Below are 16519 nucleotides of genomic sequence, written 5' to 3'. Positions count from 1 at the left end.
CGGACATCGCGCACTGTGTGCAAAGGCATAAGCGTGCTTGACTGCAAGATCGACGGATCAAGCAGGTAGGAAACTAGGACTTAGTGATCCGGTGGTTCTGTATGGAAGGGCCATCGCTCAACGGATAAAAGGTACTCCGGGGATAACAGGCTGATACCGCCCAAGAGTTCATATCGACGGCGGTGTTTGGCACCTCGATGTCGGCTCATCACATCCTGGGGCTGTAGTCGGTCCCAAGGGTATGGCTGTTCGCCATTTAAAGTGGTACGCGAGCTGGGTTCAGAACGTCGTGAGACAGTTCGGTCCCTATCTGCCATGGGCGTTGGAGATTTGAGAGGGGCTGCTCCTAGTACGAGAGGACCGGAGTGGACGAACCTCTGGTGTTCCGGTTGTCACGCCAGTGGCATTGCCGGGTAGCTATGTTCGGAAGCGATAACCGCTGAAAGCATCTAAGCGGGAAGCGCGCCTCAAGATGAGATCTCCCGGGGCACAAGCCCCCTGAAGGAACCATGTAGACTACGTGGTTGATAGGTCAGGTGTGTAAGTACAGCAATGTATTGAGCTAACTGATACTAATGATCCGTGCGGCTTGACCATATAACCTCAAGTTGCCTTGGCTTTACGACAACGTCGTAAGAGCATCCAAGTGCACGCTACGTCACAAGAACTATGCGAGGCTGGCGCCTTGTCCCATCGGGACGAGTGCGACTCTCCAAAAGCCTCCCTGGTGAAATTAGCGCTGTGGAACCACCCGATCCCATCCCGAACTCGGAAGTGAAACGCAGCTGCGCCGATGGTAGTGTGGCTCAAGCCATGCGAGAGTAGGTCATCGCCAGGGTTTATACCCAAAACCCCGCTGCTCACGCAGCGGGGTTTTTTCTTATTAAGTGAAGGCACTGCTTTTCTGGGCGCCTTCCGCCCCAAGGGCAAGATCGCGATGCTGGCGCTGCAAGCGCTGCTGCAACCGTCTCCCTGGTGAAATTAGCGCTGTGGAACCACCCGATCCCATCCCGAACTCGGAAGTGAAACGCAGCTGCGCCGATGGTAGTGTGGCTCAAGCCATGCGAGAGTAGGTCATCGCCAGGGTTTACACCCAAAACCCCGCTGCTTGCGCAGCGGGGTTTTTCTTTGGGCTCAGGAAATATCGGTAGTGCCGGCCGCTGGCCGGCAGGCGCGTTGATGAAACCGCCGCGAACGGCGGCGCCAACCAAGGTTGGCGACTACCGATGGCAGAGTGCCAGCCAAGGTTGGCACCCACCCATGGCGGAGCGCCCAAAAAAAAGCGGCGCCCCGTGGGGCGCCGCTTTGATCTCAACGATACTCAGTCGAGCAAGCTCGACTCTACTTGGCTGCGGCCTTGTCCTTCATCATCGCGTCGCGAGCCGCCTTGAACGGGTTGCCCTCGTACCAGTTCGGCCAACGATCACCGCCGGCCAGCTCCTTGCCGACGCCGTACATCAGCTGCAGGTCTTCGACGGTGCCGTCCAGCTTCCAGGTGGCCGCGTCGAACTCGTCCTTCGGGCCATGGTATCGGTTGGCACCGTAGTCGGCGGCGGCCTTGCGGCCGGCCTCCACGCCGCCCTCGCGCAGGTCCTCGCCGCCATCGGCATACAGGGCCGGCACGCCGGCCTTGGCGAAGTTGAAGTGGTCCGAACGGAAGTAGAAGCCACTCTGCACCGAGGTCTCACCGTGCAGGGTACGGTCCTGGGCGGCGGCCAGCGGCTTGAGGATGTCTTCCAGTTCCGAGCTGCCGAAACCGGTCACGGTCACGTCCTTGGCGCGGCCCGCCACCGACATCGCATCGATGTTGATCACGCCGGCAATCTTGTCCAGCGGGAAGGTCGGGTGCGCGACGTAGTACTTCGAACCGAGCAGGCCCGACTCTTCCAGGGTCACGGCCAGGAACACCACCGAACGCTCCGGCTTCGGCTGCTGGTGGGCCATCGCTTCGGCCACCTCAAGGATGCCGGCCACGCCGGTCGCGTTGTCGACAGCACCGTTGTAGATGTTGTCGCCGGCCTCACCCTCGTGCTTGCCCAGGTGGTCCCAGTGCGCCATGTACAGCACGGCCTCGTCGGCACGCTTGCTGCCCGGCAGCACGCCCACCACGTTGCGCGACTGCTTCTGCGCGATCCGGCTCTTCAGATCAACCGCCGCGGTGGCCTTCAGCGGCACCGGCTTGAAACCGCGCTTGCTGGCGTCCTTGTAGGCCTGCGCCAGATCCAGGCCGGCACCGGCGAACAACGCCTTGGCGGCCTCCGCGCTCAGCCAGCCCTGCACCGGGATGCGGGCTTCCGGATCATCCTTGGCCGGCAGGTCGTACTGCGGGCCGGCCCACGAGTTCTTCACCACATCCCAGCCATAGGAGGCGCCGGCGGTGTCGTGCACGATCAGCGCGGCGGCGGCGCCCTTGCGCGCAGCCTCTTCGAACTTGTAGGTCCAGCGGCCGTAGTAGGTCATGCGCTTGCCGTCGAACAGCTTCTCGTCATCGACGTGGAAGCCGGGATCGTTGACGAACATGACAACCGTCTTGCCCTTCCAGTCCTGGCCGGCGTAGTCGTTCCACTTCTGCTCCGGTGCATCGACGCCGTAGCCGACGAATACCAGGTCGCTGGCATCGACCTTCACCTCCGCCTGGCCGGTACGCGTGCCGACCACCATGTCGGTGCCGAACTTCAGCTCGGTGGTCTTGCCGCCCTGGGTGATCTTCAGCACGGTCGATTCGTCGGCCGTGGTCTCGGTCATCGGCACGTCCTGGAACCAGCTGTCGCCGTTGCCGGGCTGCAGGCCGATGCGCTGCATCTGATCGCGGATGTAGTTGACCGTCAGCTCTTCGCCCTTGCTGCCCGGGGCGCGGCCTTCGAACTCATCCGAGGCCAGGGTCTTGACCATCTCGGCGAAGTCGCCGGCATTGATGTCCGGCGAGAACTGATGGGCGGCGGGCTTGGCGGCCGCAGTATCGGTGGCTGGCGCGGCGGCCGGCGTGTCTTCGCCTTTGCAGGCACTGAGCGCGGCCGCGGCGGCCAGGCACAGGAGGAGTTTGCGGGGCATCGTCGATTCCTGGGTAACAAAGGGTGGCCGTGCGTTCTGCACGACCGGTTGGGCGAGGATCACCGGACCGAACGGCGCGGTGGCTCAGTCCGCCGGGGCGGTTTCGGTGTCGAACGGGATCGGCTCGGCGCCGGTGACCGGCCCGATGCGGGCGCTGCGGTGCACGTACAGCACCACCTCGCGTTCGAACTGCAGGGGGCCATTGACCACGGCATTGGGGCCGATGATCACGCGCGGCTTGCGGCTGGCGGTCAGCGAGACGCTGAAATTGGGCTTGCGGACGTGCACACCGCCGTTGACCTGCGAGCCGATTCCCACAGTGATGTCACCGTTGACGGTCTCCACATCCTTGCCGACGCGGCTTTCGACCAGGCCGATGCCACCATTCACGGTTTCAACGCCGCCTTCGATCTGGCTGCCACGGTCGCTGAAGATGCTGCCGTTGACCGTGCTGACGCTGCCACGCGCAATGACCTCGCGGCCGAGGCGCACACCGCCGTTGACCGTCTCGATCTTGCCGGTGCGTGCGCGGTCGGCCACCTTCACTCCGCCATTGACGGTGTCGATGCTGCTGGTTTCCGCTTCTTCGCCAACGCGGATGCCGCCGTTGACCGTGTCCAGCTTGCCGTAGCGCTGGCCCGGTTCGGCGCTGATGCTGCCGTTGACCTTGCTGATGTTGTCCTGGGCGCCGACCGGCCCGGCGGCGAGCAGGACGCCCAACAGCAGCGGAATGGTGAGAGTTTTCATGGGGACCTCGATGGATGTGCGGCTGGCAGGCCGCGTGCGGAGATGTCACCATTCCCGGGTAGCCCCCGCAACTGCCTGAAGTCACTGGAAAGCCCTTGCGCGACAACGCCTTCCCATCACGCCGACATCACATCGCCGCCACCCGCGGCGGGCGCTGCCTGCTGCTGGTGCTGGCGATCGCGCTGGCACTGCCGCTGCCGGCCGCCGCGCAGACCACCCGCGAGACCGAGCGCAAGCTGCAGAAGCTGCGCACCGAACTGAAAGGCGTGGCGCAGGAGCGTCGGCAGATCGAAGGCCAGCGCGGCCAGGCGTCGCAGCAGCTGCGCGAGGCCGACGAGAAGGTGGCCCGCAGCGGACGCGCGCTTGCACAGACCGAGACCGCGCTGCGTGAGCAGAGCCGTGCCCTGGCCGAAGCCGAGCAGCGCCGCAGCAGCCTGCAGACCAACCTGGCCCAGCAGCACCGCGAACTGGCCGGCCTGCTGCGCGCGGCCTATCAGCTGGGCAACCACGCACCGCTGAAGCTGCTGCTGTCGCAGGACACCGTGGCCGATGCCAATCGTGCCCTGGCCTATCACCGCTATCTGCAGCGCGAGCGTGCGCAGCGCATCACCACCCTGACCGCCGACCTGAAGGAACTGGAAGCCCTGCAAACGCAGATCGCCGAACGCCAGCAGAAGCTGCAGGGCGCGCAGCGTGACCAGAAGCAGCAGGCGGCCACCCTGGCGGCCGATCGTCGTGATCGGGCGCAGACCGTGGCCTCGCTGGACGAACGCTTCAAGGACCAGCGCGAAAAGGAACAAGCGCTGGGCCAGGATGCCAAGGCGCTGGAAACGCTGCTGGCCAATCTGCGCGCCGCCGCAGCCCGCGCCGAAGCCGAGCGTCGCGCCGCCGCGCGCCGGGCCGCTGCCGAGAAAGCCGCCGCCGAGAAGGCCGCACGCCAGGCCAAGGCGGAAGGCCGCCCGCCACCGCCGACCAAGGTGCCGCCCGCGGTGGCCTCGGCGCCGGCACCGAAAGTGGGCGGACTGGGCTGGCCGTTATCCGGCAATCTGCTGGCCCGCTACGGCGGCAAGCTGCCCGACGGGCGCACCAGCAGCGGCGTGCTGATCGGCGCGCCGGCCGGCAGCACCGTCACCGCGGTGGCCGATGGCACCGTGGTGTTCTCCGACTGGATGACCGGCTACGGCATGATCCTGATCGTCGACCACGGCAACGGCTACATGAGCCTGTACGCACACAACGACACCCTGCTGAAGGATGCCGGCGCACGGGTCAGCCGCGGCGATGCGGTGGCCAAGGTCGGCAATTCCGGCGGCCAGGGCGTCACCGCGCTGTACTTCGAGCTGCGTCGTGGCGGGCAGCCGGTCAATCCAGACAGCTGGCTGCAGCGGCGCTGAATCCGGCACCTCCGCGAGCCTGGTGGATTCAACGGGAATTTAGCTGTGCTTCGCGCATAATCGGTGCATGTGCCTTGGGCACGATGCCACCGTCGACAGGAGTGATCCATGCGCGCAGCCCGTACCGCCACCCTCTTGCTGGCCCTGTTGCCAGCGCTGTCCTGGGCGCAGCAGACCGCGCCCGCCCCGAATCAGGAAACCGGCGGGCAGGCAGCGAACAGCGAGGAGGCGGTGACTTCGAAAGTGCCGCTGGAGGAGATCCGCCGTTTCGTGGCGGTGTACAACGCGGTGCGCGCCGCCTACGTCGATCCGGTGGACGACAAGAAGCTGATGCAGTCAGCGGTGCGTGGCCTGCTGCTCGACCTCGATCCGCACAGCACTTATTTCAACAAGGAAGACGCGCAGGCCTTCGACGAACAGGCCAACGGCGCCTACGAGGGTATCGGCGTGGAGCTGCAGCAGCAGCCGGACAACGCCAGCATGAAGGTGATCTCGCCGATCGATGACACGCCGGCAGCCAAGGCCGGCATCCTCGCCGGTGACCTGATCATCGCCATCGACGGCAAGCCGATCAGCGCGATCGATGCCAGCGAGCCGCTGCGCGGCCCGGCCGGCAGCAAGGTGGTGCTGACCATCGTGCGCGAAGGCAAGCCGAAGCCGTTCGACGTCAGCCTCACCCGGCAGACCATCCGCGTGACCAGCGTACGCAGCCGACTGCTGGAACCGGGCTACGGTTACATCCGCCTGAGCACCTTCCAGGCCGATACCGGTTCGGACTTCCAGAAGCACGTGCAGCAGCTGCAGAAGCAGTCCGGCGGCCAGCTCAAGGGCCTGGTGCTGGACCTGCGCAGCAACCCGGGTGGCCTGCTGACCGCCGCGGTGCAGGTGGCCGATGATCTGCTCGACAAGGGCAACATCGTCAGCACCCGTGGCCGCATCAGCATCAGCGACGCACGGTTCGACGCGACCCCCGGCGACCTGCTGAAGGGCGCACCGGTGGTGGTGCTGGCTGACGCCGGTTCGGCCAGTGCCTCGGAAGTGCTGGCCGGCGCGCTGCGCGACAACAAGCGCGCCCGCGTGGTCGGCAGCCGCACCTTCGGCAAGGGTTCGGTGCAGACCGTGCTGCCGCTGGACAACGGGGATTCGGTGAAGCTGACCACCGCGCGCTATTACACGCCCAGCGGCAAGTCGATCCAGGCCACCGGCATCGTGCCGGACGTTGAATTGAAACCTGCCGCCACGCCGGCCGAGGATGCACTGCCGGCCAGCCTCAGCGACTACAGCGAAGCGACCCTGCCGGGCCACCTGCGCGGCGACGATGAAGGCACCGAGGGCTACCACGCCGGTGCCGTGCTGCCGGGCGACGGCCCGATCAATGATGCGCTGGCCGAACTCAAGAACCCGGGTTCGGTGGCGGCACGCTTGAAGGCCGAAGCGGCAAAAGCGGATGCGGCCAAGGCCGCGAAGGCCGCTGCGGCGAAGCCCGAAGCGAAGCCGGAACCGAAGGTCGAACCGAAGGCGGACAGCACGCCGGAAGCCAAGCCCGCACCGGCCCCGGCCAAGCCCTGACGATAGCGCCGGGCCACGCCCGGCGGCTAGCGGAAGCGTGCCGGCCAGCGGCCGGCACTACCAAGGGTCAGAAGCCGTGGCGCTTGCGCAGCCGGCGCGCGATGGCCGCGCGCACGTACACGCCATACAGCAGGCCGAACACGAAGCCGCCGATGTGCGCCCACCAGGCCACCATGCCGAAGCTGGGGCCGATATGCGCGAACACCACCTGCAGTGCGGCCCAGACGCCAATCAGCAGATAGGCCGGGGCGCGCACGAACTCCAGGAACAGGCCGAGCGGGATCACCACGCCCAGCCGGGCGCCGGGGAACAGGGCCAGATAGGCGCCGATCAGCGCCGAAACCGCGCCGCTGGCACCGATGATGATCTGGTCCGGGCTGCCCATGGTGTAGATCGCGACCAGGTTGGACACCGCGCCGCCGACCAGGAACAGCAGCAGCAACCGCCATGGCCCCAGCACGCGCTCGGCAGGCAGGCCGAAGATCAACAGGAACACCAGGTTGCCCAGCAGGTGTGACCAGTCCGCGTGCAGGAACAGGGCGGTGAACAGGCGCAGCACGCTGCCGTCCTGCAGGGTCGCCCACCAGTCCAGCGGGTGGGTCAGCCCGGTGGACAGGGCGCCCCAGTCCAGCCAGAGACTGCCGCGGGCATCGTCCGGGCGCGAGATCGACCACAGGAACGCCAGCCACAATGCCGCAAACAGCACGGGCGTGGCCCAGCGCAGGGCCGCCTTCTTGCGCGACGGGAGGGAGACGAACATGGCATTAGCCTAGCGTGCGGGCGCTGGTGACGGGGATGGTCCTGTTCAGCTTTTGAGACGAAAAAACCGCCGGCGCTGTTATTGTTTCATTAACAGCTCTGGGTAATACTCGCATACGGCGTCGTATGTCGGGAGGGGAATCCGGCGCGCTCCGAAGGGCCCCAGGGCCTGCCGGGCGCAGGCGCACTCAGAGCACCATCACCGCTTACCGGAGAGAGAACTACGATGCAAACCGCTTCCACCATTGCCCGTTTGACCCTGCTGGCCGTCGGCGTTGCCGGTGCGCTGGCCGCCGCCGATGCCAACGCCGCTGCCTTCCAGCTGAAGGAAAACAGCGCCAAGGGCCTCGGCCGTGCATTCGCCGGCTCCACCTCCGCTGAAGGCGATGCTTCGGTGGTCGCCACCAACCCGGCCTCCATGCGTCTGCTGGAAGGCACCCAGATCCAGGGCGACGTCAGCGCCATCAGCTTCGGCGCCAAGTTCCGTGGCCAGGGCAAGTACGGCAACGGCGCTCCGATTTCCGGCGGCAACGGCGGCGACGCCGGCATGATCGCCCCGGTTCCGGCGGCCTACTTCCACCTGCCGTTCGGCGAGAAGGAGAACATGCACTTCGGCGCCTCGCTGACTGTGCCGTTCGGCTTCAAGACCGAATACGACCGTGATTGGGTCGGCCGCTACAACGGCGTCAAGACCGAGCTGCAGGCGATCGACCTGGGCGTCGCGTTCTCCTATGACGTCAATCCGTACCTGTCGTTTGGTGCTTCGGTGTTCGCCGAACGCCTGAACGTCGACCTGACCAGCGCAGTCGACACCGGCACCGCGATCAACGCCAGCGCCCAGCAGAAGGCTGCTGCTGCCGTTCTGGCCGCCGGTGGCACCCCGGCCCAGGCCGCTGCCGCCTCGCGTCAGGCCGCCGTGGCCATGGCCCAGCAGGGCTTCGCTCCGGGCACCGCCGATGGCTACCTGCGCATCAAGGGTGACGAAGTGTCCATGGGCTACACCCTGGGCATGACCGTCAGCCCGGTGGAAGGCACCAACATCGCCTTCAGCTACCGCTCGCAGGTCAAGCACAAGATCAACGACGGCAAGGCCGACTTCACCATTCCGGGCAACGCCGCGACCTTCCTGGCCGCTGCCGCTCCGGGCACCTTCATCGACAGCAAGGGCCGTGCTTCGATCACCCTGCCGGCCAGCGCCACCGTCAGCTTCACCCACCGCGTGAACGACCAGTGGAAGATCATGGCCGATGTCTCGCGCACCGCGTGGAGCAAGTTCGACCAGGTCACCGTCGACTATGACTCCAACCAGCCGGACAGCGTGCTGCCGTTCCACTACCGCGACACCACCTTCGCGTCGATCGGTACCGAGTACCGCATGAACGAGAAGCTGACCCTGCGCGGTGGTCTCGCCTACGACCAGACCCCGACCACCGACGCCCATCGTGACGTGCGCGTGCCGGACACCACCCGCAAGTGGCTGTCGCTGGGTCTGACCTACGCAGCCTCGGACAAGATGGAATACAGCGTGGGCTACACCCACCTGTTCACCAAGGATCCGAACGTCAACTCGACCTCGGCCACCGCCAACACCGTGACCGGCAAGTACAAGGTCAGCGGCGACGTGCTGGCTGCTTCGATGCAGTACAAGTTCTGATTCGGGCGATTGCCTGAAGCAGGACATGGAGGGCCCCGCGCAAGCGGGGCCTTTCCTTTTTCATGGCGTGCCCTCCCAGCAGGGCGCGGATCCATGACAATAGGACGATGAACCTGTCCGACCCGAACTTCCAGCTGGAGCTGGCTGCCAACATCGCCGTCGCCGGCTCGATCCTGCTGGCCGGTCGCAACAACGTGCACACCTGGTGGCTGGGCATTGTCGGCTGTGCACTGTTCGCTGCGGTGTTCGAACGCTCGCATCTGTACGCGGACATGGTGCTGCAGTTCTTCTTCATCGCCATCAGCGTGCTGGGCTGGTGGCAGTGGCTGCGTGGCGACCACGGCGCGCCGCTGCCGATCACCGCATTGCGCCCGCGTGCGTGGGCCTGGCTGGCGCCGTTGGCGGTGGTGGCCACCTTCGGCTATGGCTGGATGTTGACCCGGCTGACCAACGCCTACGCGCCGTATATCGATTCGGCGGTGCTGGTGCTGAGCGTGATCGCGCAGATCCTGATGATGCGGCGCAAGCTGGAATCGTGGTGGGTGTGGCTGCTGGTGAACACCGTGGCGGTGCCGCTGTACTACAGCCGTGGCCTGCACCTGACCTCGATCCTGTATGTCGGCTTCTGGATCAACGCGCTGGTGGCGCTGCGCCATTGGCGCAACCTGATGCGCGTCGAAGCACGTTGAGCAAAGAAAAACCCCGCTTTCGCGGGGTTTTTCGTTTGCCGCATCAACCGGGCGATCAGTCGCCCAGGGTCAGCAGCGAGGCGTTGCCGCCGGCGGCCGTGGTGTTCACCGTCACCGTCTTTTCGGTGGCGAAACGCAGCAGGTAGTGCGGGCCGCCGGCCTTCGGGCCGGTGCCGGACAGGCCCTGGCCGCCGAACGGCTGCACGCCGACCACTGCACCGATCTGGTTGCGGTTGACGTAGACGTTGCCGACGTGGACGCCGTTGCTGATGCGGTCGACGGTCTCGTCGATGCGCGAGTGCACGCCCAGGGTCAGGCCGTAACCGGTGGCGTTGATCTGCTCGATCACCGCGTCGAGCTGGTCGCCCTTCCAGCGGATCACGTGCAGGACTGGCCCGAAGATTTCCTTGTGCAGCTGGCCCAGGTCCTTCAGTTCATACGCACGCGGTGCGAAGAAGGTGCCGTTGGCGGCTTCGGCGGACACCTCAGCGGCGGCGATCAGGCGCGCTTCGCGATCCATGCGTACAGCGTGGTCCTGCAGGATCTTCAGTGCATCGGCGTCGATCACCGGGCCGACGTCGGTGGACAGCAGGCCGGGGTCACCGACCTTCAGTTCCTTCATCGCACCGGCCAGCATGGTCATCACCTTGTCGGCGATGTCGTCCTGCACGAACAGCACGCGCGCGGCCGAGCAACGCTGGCCGGCGGAGGTGAAGGCCGAACCGATCGCATCCTTGACCAGCTGTTCCGGCAACGCCGAGGAGTCGGCGATGAAGGCGTTCTGGCCACCGGTCTCGGCAATCAGCACGCCGATGGCGGCATCACGTGCGGCCATCGCGCGGTTGATCGCACGCGCGGTGTCGGTGGAGCCGGTGAAGGCCACGCCGGCCACGCGCGGGTCGGCGGTCAGCGCGGCACCGACGGTGGCACCGTCGCCCGGCAGGAACTGCACCACCTCGGCCGGCACGCCGGCGTCGTGCAGCAGCTTCACCGCGTAGTAGCCGATCAGGTTGGTCTGTTCGGCCGGCTTGGCGATGACGCTGTTGCCGGCGGCCAGGGCGGCAGCGACCTGGCCCAGGAAGATCGCCAGCGGGAAGTTCCACGGGCTGATGCAGACGAACACGCCGCGGCCGTGCAGCTGCAGCTCGTTGGATTCACCAGTCGGGCTCGGCAGCTTCTCGGCGTGGCTGAACTGCTCGCGTGCCTGCTTGGCGTAGTAGCGCAGGAAATCCACGGCTTCGCGCACTTCGGCGATGCTGTCGGGCAGGCTCTTGCCGGCTTCCTTCACGCACAGCGCCATGAACTCCGGCATGCGCGCTTCCAGCTGGTCGGCGGCGTGCTCGAGGATGGCGGCGCGGCTGGCGGCCGGGGTGCGGTTCCAGGCCGGCTGCGCTGCCACGGCGTTTGCGAGGGCCTTCTGCACGGTGGCGGCATCGGCGGCCAGCCACTGGCCGACCACTTCGCGGGTGTCGGCCGGGTTGGTCACCGGCAGCGCGGCGCCGGCCGGGTTGGCACCCGGTACCAGCGGGGCGGCCTGCCAGGGCTTCACGGCCGCGTTGATCTGCTCGGCCAGGGCGCGCAGTTCGTTGTCGTTGGCGAGGTTGGCGCCCATGGAGTTCTTCCTGTCGTGGTTCTGGCTGCGCAGCAGGTCAACCGGCAGCGGGATCTTCGGGTGGGGGATCGAGGCGAACGAGGCGACCATCTCGACCGGATCGCGGATCAGGTCGGCGATCGGCACGCGTTCGTCGGTGATGCGGTTGACGAAGCTGGAGTTGGCGCCGTTTTCCAGCAGGCGGCGCACCAGGTACGGCAGCAGGTCTTCATGCGAACCGACCGGCGCATACACGCGGCAGGGCAGGCCCAGGCGGTCGGCCGGCACCACTTCGGCGTACAGGTCGTCGCCCATGCCGTGCAGCTTCTGGTGCTCGTACACGCCACCGTTGGCGATGCTGCGCACCGCGGCGATGGTGTGCGCGTTGTGCGTGGCGAACATCGGGTAGATCGCGTCGGCATGGGTGAACAGCCGCTTCGCGCATGCCAAATACGACACGTCGGTGTTCTGCTTGCGGGTGAACACCGGGTAGCCCGGGTAGCCTTCGATCTGCGCGCGCTTGATCTCGGCATCCCAGTAGGCGCCCTTGACCAGGCGCACCTGCAGGCGACGACCGGCGCGGCGTGCCATGTCGGCCAGGTGGTCGATCGTGTACGGCGTGCGCTTCTGGTAGGCCTGCACGACCACGCCGAAGCCATCCCAGCCGGCCAGTGAGGCATCGCCGAACACCTGTTCGATGATGTCCAGCGACAGTTCCAGGCGGTCGGATTCTTCGGCGTCGACGGTGCAGCCGATGCCATAGCTCTTGGCCAGCTGCGCCAGTTCCAGCACGCCCGGCACCAGGTCCTTCAGCACGCGCTCGCGCTTGGCGTGCTCGTAGCGCGGGTACAGCGCCGACAGCTTGATCGAGATGCCCGGGGCGTTGTTGACGTCGCCGTCCGGACGGCCGCCACGTGCCTTGTGATCGCCACCGATGGCGTGGATCGCGCGACGGTAGTCTTCCAGGTAGCGCAGCGCGTCCTTCATGGTCAGCGCGCCTTCGCCCAGCATGTCGAAGGAGTAGCGATAGTCCGCGTTGTCACCCTTGTGCGAACGCGACAGCGCTTCGCTGATCGTGCGGCCCATGACGAACTGGTGGCCCATGATCTTCATCGCCTGGCGCACGGCCAGGCGCACCACCGGCTCACCGACGCGGCCGACCAGGCGCTTGAACGCGCTGGGTGCATCGGCGCGGGTGGCGTCGTTCATCTGCACCAGCTTGCCGGTCAGCATCAGGCCCCAGGTGGAGGCATTGACCAGCACCGAGTCGCTGCCGCCCAGGTGCTTTTCCCAGTCGGCGTCGGCCAGCTTGTCGCGGATCAGCTTGTCGGCGGTGTCCTGGTCCGGAATGCGCAGCAGCGCTTCGGCCACGCACATCAGCAGCACGCCTTCCTCGCTGCCCAGGTCGTACTGGCGCATGAAGGCTTCGATCGCGCCCTGGTCCTTGGCGCGCACGCGGACGCGGCCGACCAGGTCGGCGGCCAGCGCCTGCACCCTGGCCTGCTCATCGGCGGGCAGGCGGGCCTGCGCCAGAAGATCGCGGACGTGGCTGGCCTCGTCCTTCAACCAGGCATCGGTGATGGCCTGGCGGAACGGGGTGGGGGACGCCGGCAGTTCCGGCGACAGCAGCGCGCCGGGACGCGGGGCGTCGCTGGCGGCAGGGGAGGAGGAGGGTGCGTTCATGCCGGTCCGGCCAGTGGAAAACTTGGCGATTTTAATCATTTTTCCGGGTTCCGGAAGTGCCCCGCAGCCACCTTCGTGAAGTGCTGATAGCCCCTAGCTGCGGTGGATTCAGCGTGTTCAGCATGCTCGGCAATATTTGTGCTGAATTCGTCATTCGGGCCGCCGACCTCATGCTGTGTTGCAGCATGGGAAAAAGTGTGAATGCACCCTTGCTACCGGCGAGAGGGCGGGGCTACCATCGAGACGTTTCCCGCGGCAGGAACGCGGTTGCGACATGATCGAGGTGCTTCCAGCTCCGGATGGGTCAGGTACGCAGCTGCGGCTGCGTCCCCCACGGGCGCTCGATGCCCGGCAGTTCGTCCTGTTGTTCACCGTGTTGTCGGGTGCGATGTGGCTGGTGTCCGCCCTCGGGTGGTTGGCCGGCAATGCATTCGCCCCCCTGTTCGCGCTGCTGTACAGCCTGGTGCTGGCGGCGGCGCTGCGTGCCTTGTGGCGCAGCGGAGAACGGCAGGAGGAGATCCGGGTAGTGCCGGCGTACGTGGAGGTCATCCCCGTACCCGGTGGATCGCCGGTGTTCCGGGCCCACCCCCACTGGGTGCGCCTGCTCACCGACGATGAGAGGGTCCGGCTGGCATCCAGCGGCCGGCAGGTGGAGGTGGGGAGTTTCCTCGCGCCGGCCGAACGTCAGACGCTTGCAGAGACACTTGAAAGCTTGCTCGCCGCCAGCGATGGCGGCAACCGACGACGCTAAGGGTCTAGGCAATGAAGCAAAGCAGCAGGTGGGGCACGAAGTGCGTGAACGCGGTCGCCGCAATGCTGGCGACCGGGGGACTGATGCCGGCATTGGCCTGGGCCCAGGCGGCCGATCCGAAGCCGTGGCAGCTGAACATGGGCAAGGGGGTGACCCAGACCTCGCGCCTGGCCTGGGAATCGAACAATCTCTCGTTGATCATCTGCACGGTGATCGGCGTCATCGTGTTCGGTGCGATGGCCTACGCCATCTTCAAGTTCCGCAAATCCAAGGGCGCGGTCGCGGCCACGTTCAGCCACAACACCAAGGCCGAGATCATCTGGACGGTGATCCCGGTGATCATCCTGATTGTGATGGCGTGGCCGGCCACCGCCAACCTGATCAAGATGTACGACACCCGCGATGCCGAGATGACGGTCAAGGTCACCGGCTACCAGTGGATGTGGAAATACGAATACCTCGGCGAGAACGTCACCTTCACCAGCCGCCTGGACCGCGAATCCGATCGCGTGCGGCAGAGTGGCATCGTGCCGACCCGCGAGAGCCATCCGCACTACCTGCTGGACGTCGACAACCGGCTGGTGCTGCCGGTCGATACCAAGGTGCGCTTCGTCATCACCTCCGACGACGTGATCCACGCGTGGTGGGTGCCGGCACTGGGCTGGAAGCAGGACGCCATCCCCGGCTTCATCAACGAGGCCTGGACCAGCATCGAACAGCCCGGCGTGTACCGCGGCCAGTGCGCCGAACTGTGCGGCAAGGACCATGGCTTCATGCCGATCGTGGTCGAGGCGGTGTCCAAGGAGGAATTCAAGCAGTGGCTGGCGCAGCGCAAGCCGGCACCGCCCGCCGCGCCCGCGGCACCGGCAGAACCTGCTGCACCGGCCGCCGAGGCGCCTGCCGCCCCGGCGGCGGCTGAAGCCGGCAACGCACCTGCCACCGCAGCCAGCGGCGCGTGATGTAACGCCCGTGGCCGCCTGCTGCGGCCGCGGTGACAACCGATTCTGAGAGGTGTTTTGCAATGGCGCACTCGGCAGTTGGGCACGACGATCACCATCACCAGCAGAGTTTCTTCGAGCGTTGGTTCTTCTCGACCAACCACAAGGACATCGGCACGCTGTACCTGGGTTTCAGCTTCATCATGTTCATCATCGGTGCGGCGATGAGCGTGGTGATCCGCGCCGAGCTGGCGCAGCCGGGCCTGCAGTTCGTCAAGCCCGAGTTCTTCAACCAGATGACCACCGTGCATGCGCTGGTGATGATCTTCGGCGGCGTGATGCCGGCCTTCGTCGGCCTGGCCAACTGGATGATCCCGTTGCAGATCGGCGCGCCGGACATGGCGCTGCCGCGCATGAACAACTGGTCGTTCTGGTTGCTGCCGGTGGCCTTCAGCCTGTTGCTGCTGACCTTGTTCCTGCCCGGTGGTGCGCCGGCCGGTGGCTGGACGCTGTACCCGCCGCTGTCGCTGCAGGGTGGTTACAACGTGGCCTTCAGCGTGTTCGCCATCCACGTGGCTGGCATCAGTTCGATCATGGGCGCGATCAACATCATCGCCACCGTGCTCAACATGCGCGCGCCGGGCATCGACCTGCTGAAGATGCCGATCTTCTGCTGGGCCTGGCTGATCACCGCGTTCCTGCTGATCGCGGTGATGCCGGTGCTGGCCGGCGCGGTGACCATGCTGCTGACCGACAAGTTCTTCGGTACCAGCTTCTTCAACGCCGCCGGTGGCGGTGACCCGGTGATGTACCAGCACATCTTCTGGTTCTTCGGGCACCCCGAGGTCTACATCATGATCCTGCCCGCCTTCGGCGTGGTCAGCGAGATCATCCCGACCTTCAGCCGCAAGCCGCTGTTCGGCTACCAGGCGATGGTGTACGCCACCGCCGCGATCGCGTTCCTGTCGTTCATCGTCTGGGCCCACCACATGTTCACCGTGGGCATGCCGCTGGGCGGCGAGATCTACTTCATGTTCGCCACCATGCTGATCTCGATCCCGACCGGCGTGAAGGTGTTCAACTGGGTCAGCACCATGTGGCGCGGCTCGCTGACATTCGAGGCGCCGATGCTGTGGTCGGTGGCGTTCGTCATCCTGTTCACCATCGGTGGCTTCTCCGGCCTGATGCTGGCGATCGTGGCGGCGGACTTCCAGTACCACGACACCTACTTCGTGGTCGCCCACTTCCACTACGTGCTGGTGACCGGCGCGGTGTTCGCGCTGATCGCCGCGGTGTACTACTGGTGGCCGAAGTGGACCGGTCGCATGTACAGCGAGAAGTGGGCCAAGGTGCACTTCTGGTGGTCGATCGTGTTCGTCAACCTGCTGTTCTTCCCGCAACACTTCCTCGGCCTGGCCGGCATGCCGCGCCGCATTCCCGACTACAGCGTGGCCTTCGCCGACTGGAACCTGATCAGCTCGATCGGTGCGTTCGGCATGTTCGTCACCCCGTTCATGATGGCCGCGATCCTGCTGTCCTCGCTGCGCAATGGTGAAAAGGCCGAGGCGCGCAGCTGGGAAGGCGCGCGTGGCCTGGAATGGACGCTGCCGTCGCCGGCACCGGCGCATACCTTCACCACGCCGCCGACCATCCGCCCGGGCGACCTGGCGCATGACGACATCACGCATTGAGG

General features: G+C 66.1%; 11 protein-coding genes and 2 rRNA genes. 9 read left to right on the top strand and 4 right to left on the bottom strand.

Annotated elements, in window-relative coordinates; translation table 11 throughout:
- Positions 1 to 723: 723 nt before the first annotated feature.
- Positions 724 to 838 (top strand): 5S ribosomal RNA (gene rrf, locus SSKA14_RS22830).
- A 133-nt stretch (positions 839 to 971) separates the two neighbouring features.
- Positions 972 to 1086, top strand: a 5S ribosomal RNA gene (gene rrf, locus SSKA14_RS22825).
- A gap of 255 nt (positions 1087 to 1341) precedes the next feature.
- Here rrf (SSKA14_RS22825) and SSKA14_RS22820 read toward each other — a convergent pair.
- Positions 1342 to 3051 (bottom strand): M28 family metallopeptidase, encoded by a 1710-nt coding sequence (locus SSKA14_RS22820; RefSeq protein WP_040009156.1) that lies wholly within the window; start codon positions 3049 to 3051, stop codon positions 1342 to 1344.
- An 84-nt stretch (positions 3052 to 3135) separates the two neighbouring features.
- Entirely contained in the window at positions 3136 to 3798 is a 663-nt protein-coding gene (locus tag SSKA14_RS22815; protein WP_008266811.1) for a hypothetical protein, read from the bottom strand.
- 158 nt (positions 3799 to 3956) lie between these two features.
- On the opposite strand from SSKA14_RS22815, the gene SSKA14_RS22810 reads away from it, so the two are divergent.
- Both SSKA14_RS22810 and SSKA14_RS22805 read left to right on the top strand, forming a co-directional pair.
- Positions 3957 to 5192, top strand: coding sequence for a peptidoglycan DD-metalloendopeptidase family protein (locus SSKA14_RS22810; protein WP_269724188.1), 1236 nt, complete (start codon positions 3957 to 3959; stop codon positions 5190 to 5192).
- Positions 5193 to 5300: 108 nt separating this feature from the next.
- The gene (locus SSKA14_RS22805; RefSeq protein ID WP_008266203.1) at positions 5301 to 6761 is read left to right on the top strand and encodes a S41 family peptidase; all 1461 of its coding nucleotides are present in this window, start codon (positions 5301 to 5303) and stop codon (positions 6759 to 6761) included.
- 67 nt (positions 6762 to 6828) lie between these two features.
- Here SSKA14_RS22805 and SSKA14_RS22800 read toward each other — a convergent pair whose 3' ends face one another.
- Positions 6829 to 7521: a rhomboid family intramembrane serine protease gene (locus tag SSKA14_RS22800; protein WP_004153881.1), complete on the bottom strand. Its 693-nt coding sequence runs from the start codon at positions 7519 to 7521 to the stop codon at positions 6829 to 6831.
- A gap of 225 nt (positions 7522 to 7746) precedes the next feature.
- Here SSKA14_RS22800 and SSKA14_RS22795 point away from each other — a divergent pair, with 225 nt between their 5' ends.
- Together SSKA14_RS22795 and pnuC are read left to right on the top strand one after the other, a co-directional pair.
- Positions 7747 to 9174, top strand: coding sequence for an outer membrane protein transport protein (locus tag SSKA14_RS22795; protein WP_008268025.1), 1428 nt, complete (start codon positions 7747 to 7749; stop codon positions 9172 to 9174).
- Positions 9175 to 9281: 107 nt separating this feature from the next.
- A complete protein-coding gene (gene pnuC, locus SSKA14_RS22790) occupies positions 9282 to 9863 on the top strand; it encodes a nicotinamide riboside transporter PnuC (protein WP_008265866.1) in 582 nt (193 codons plus the stop codon).
- Positions 9864 to 9918: 55 nt separating this feature from the next.
- Here pnuC and putA read toward each other — a convergent pair whose 3' ends face one another.
- Positions 9919 to 13137 (bottom strand): bifunctional proline dehydrogenase/L-glutamate gamma-semialdehyde dehydrogenase PutA, encoded by a 3219-nt coding sequence (gene putA / locus SSKA14_RS22785; protein ID WP_040009152.1) that lies wholly within the window; start codon positions 13135 to 13137, stop codon positions 9919 to 9921.
- Positions 13138 to 13411: 274 nt separating this feature from the next.
- Here putA and SSKA14_RS22780 point away from each other — a divergent pair, with 274 nt between their 5' ends.
- From SSKA14_RS22780 to ctaD, 3 genes are all read left to right on the top strand, one after another.
- Entirely contained in the window at positions 13412 to 13888 is a 477-nt protein-coding gene (locus SSKA14_RS22780) for a DUF2244 domain-containing protein (RefSeq protein ID WP_004153894.1), read from the top strand.
- Between the two features lie 11 nt (positions 13889 to 13899).
- Positions 13900 to 14847 carry a cytochrome c oxidase subunit II gene (gene coxB, locus SSKA14_RS22775; protein ID WP_040009150.1) on the top strand — a complete coding sequence of 316 codons (948 nt, stop codon included), beginning with the start codon at positions 13900 to 13902 and terminating at the stop codon, positions 14845 to 14847.
- A 62-nt stretch (positions 14848 to 14909) separates the two neighbouring features.
- Entirely contained in the window at positions 14910 to 16517 is a 1608-nt protein-coding gene (gene ctaD / locus SSKA14_RS22770) for a cytochrome c oxidase subunit I (RefSeq protein ID WP_004153896.1), read from the top strand.
- The last annotated feature ends 2 nt before the right edge of the window (positions 16518 to 16519 follow it).

The organism is Stenotrophomonas sp. SKA14, from assembly GCF_000158575.1.
GTDB lineage: Bacteria > Pseudomonadota > Gammaproteobacteria > Xanthomonadales > Xanthomonadaceae > Stenotrophomonas > Stenotrophomonas forensis.
This window is presented reverse-complemented; position numbering and strand designations above follow the sequence as displayed.

Bases quoted from the DNA above. Each gene is read 5' to 3' on its own strand.
- ctaD (WP_004153896.1), top strand. From the start codon at position 14,910: ATGGCGCACTCGGCAGTTGGGCACGACGATCACCATCACCAGCAGAGT.
- SSKA14_RS22815 (WP_008266811.1), bottom strand. From the start codon at position 3,798: ATGAAAACTCTCACCATTCCGCTGCTGTTGGGCGTCCTGCTCGCCGCC.
- SSKA14_RS22795 (WP_008268025.1), top strand. From the start codon at position 7,747: ATGCAAACCGCTTCCACCATTGCCCGTTTGACCCTGCTGGCCGTCGGC.
- pnuC (WP_008265866.1), top strand. From the start codon at position 9,282: ATGAACCTGTCCGACCCGAACTTCCAGCTGGAGCTGGCTGCCAACATC.
- coxB (WP_040009150.1), top strand. From the start codon at position 13,900: ATGAAGCAAAGCAGCAGGTGGGGCACGAAGTGCGTGAACGCGGTCGCC.
- SSKA14_RS22800 (WP_004153881.1), bottom strand. From the start codon at position 7,521: ATGTTCGTCTCCCTCCCGTCGCGCAAGAAGGCGGCCCTGCGCTGGGCC.
- SSKA14_RS22780 (WP_004153894.1), top strand. From the start codon at position 13,412: ATGATCGAGGTGCTTCCAGCTCCGGATGGGTCAGGTACGCAGCTGCGG.
- SSKA14_RS22805 (WP_008266203.1), top strand. From the start codon at position 5,301: ATGCGCGCAGCCCGTACCGCCACCCTCTTGCTGGCCCTGTTGCCAGCG.
- putA (WP_040009152.1), bottom strand. From the start codon at position 13,137: ATGAACGCACCCTCCTCCTCCCCTGCCGCCAGCGACGCCCCGCGTCCC.
- SSKA14_RS22820 (WP_040009156.1), bottom strand. From the start codon at position 3,051: ATGCCCCGCAAACTCCTCCTGTGCCTGGCCGCCGCGGCCGCGCTCAGT.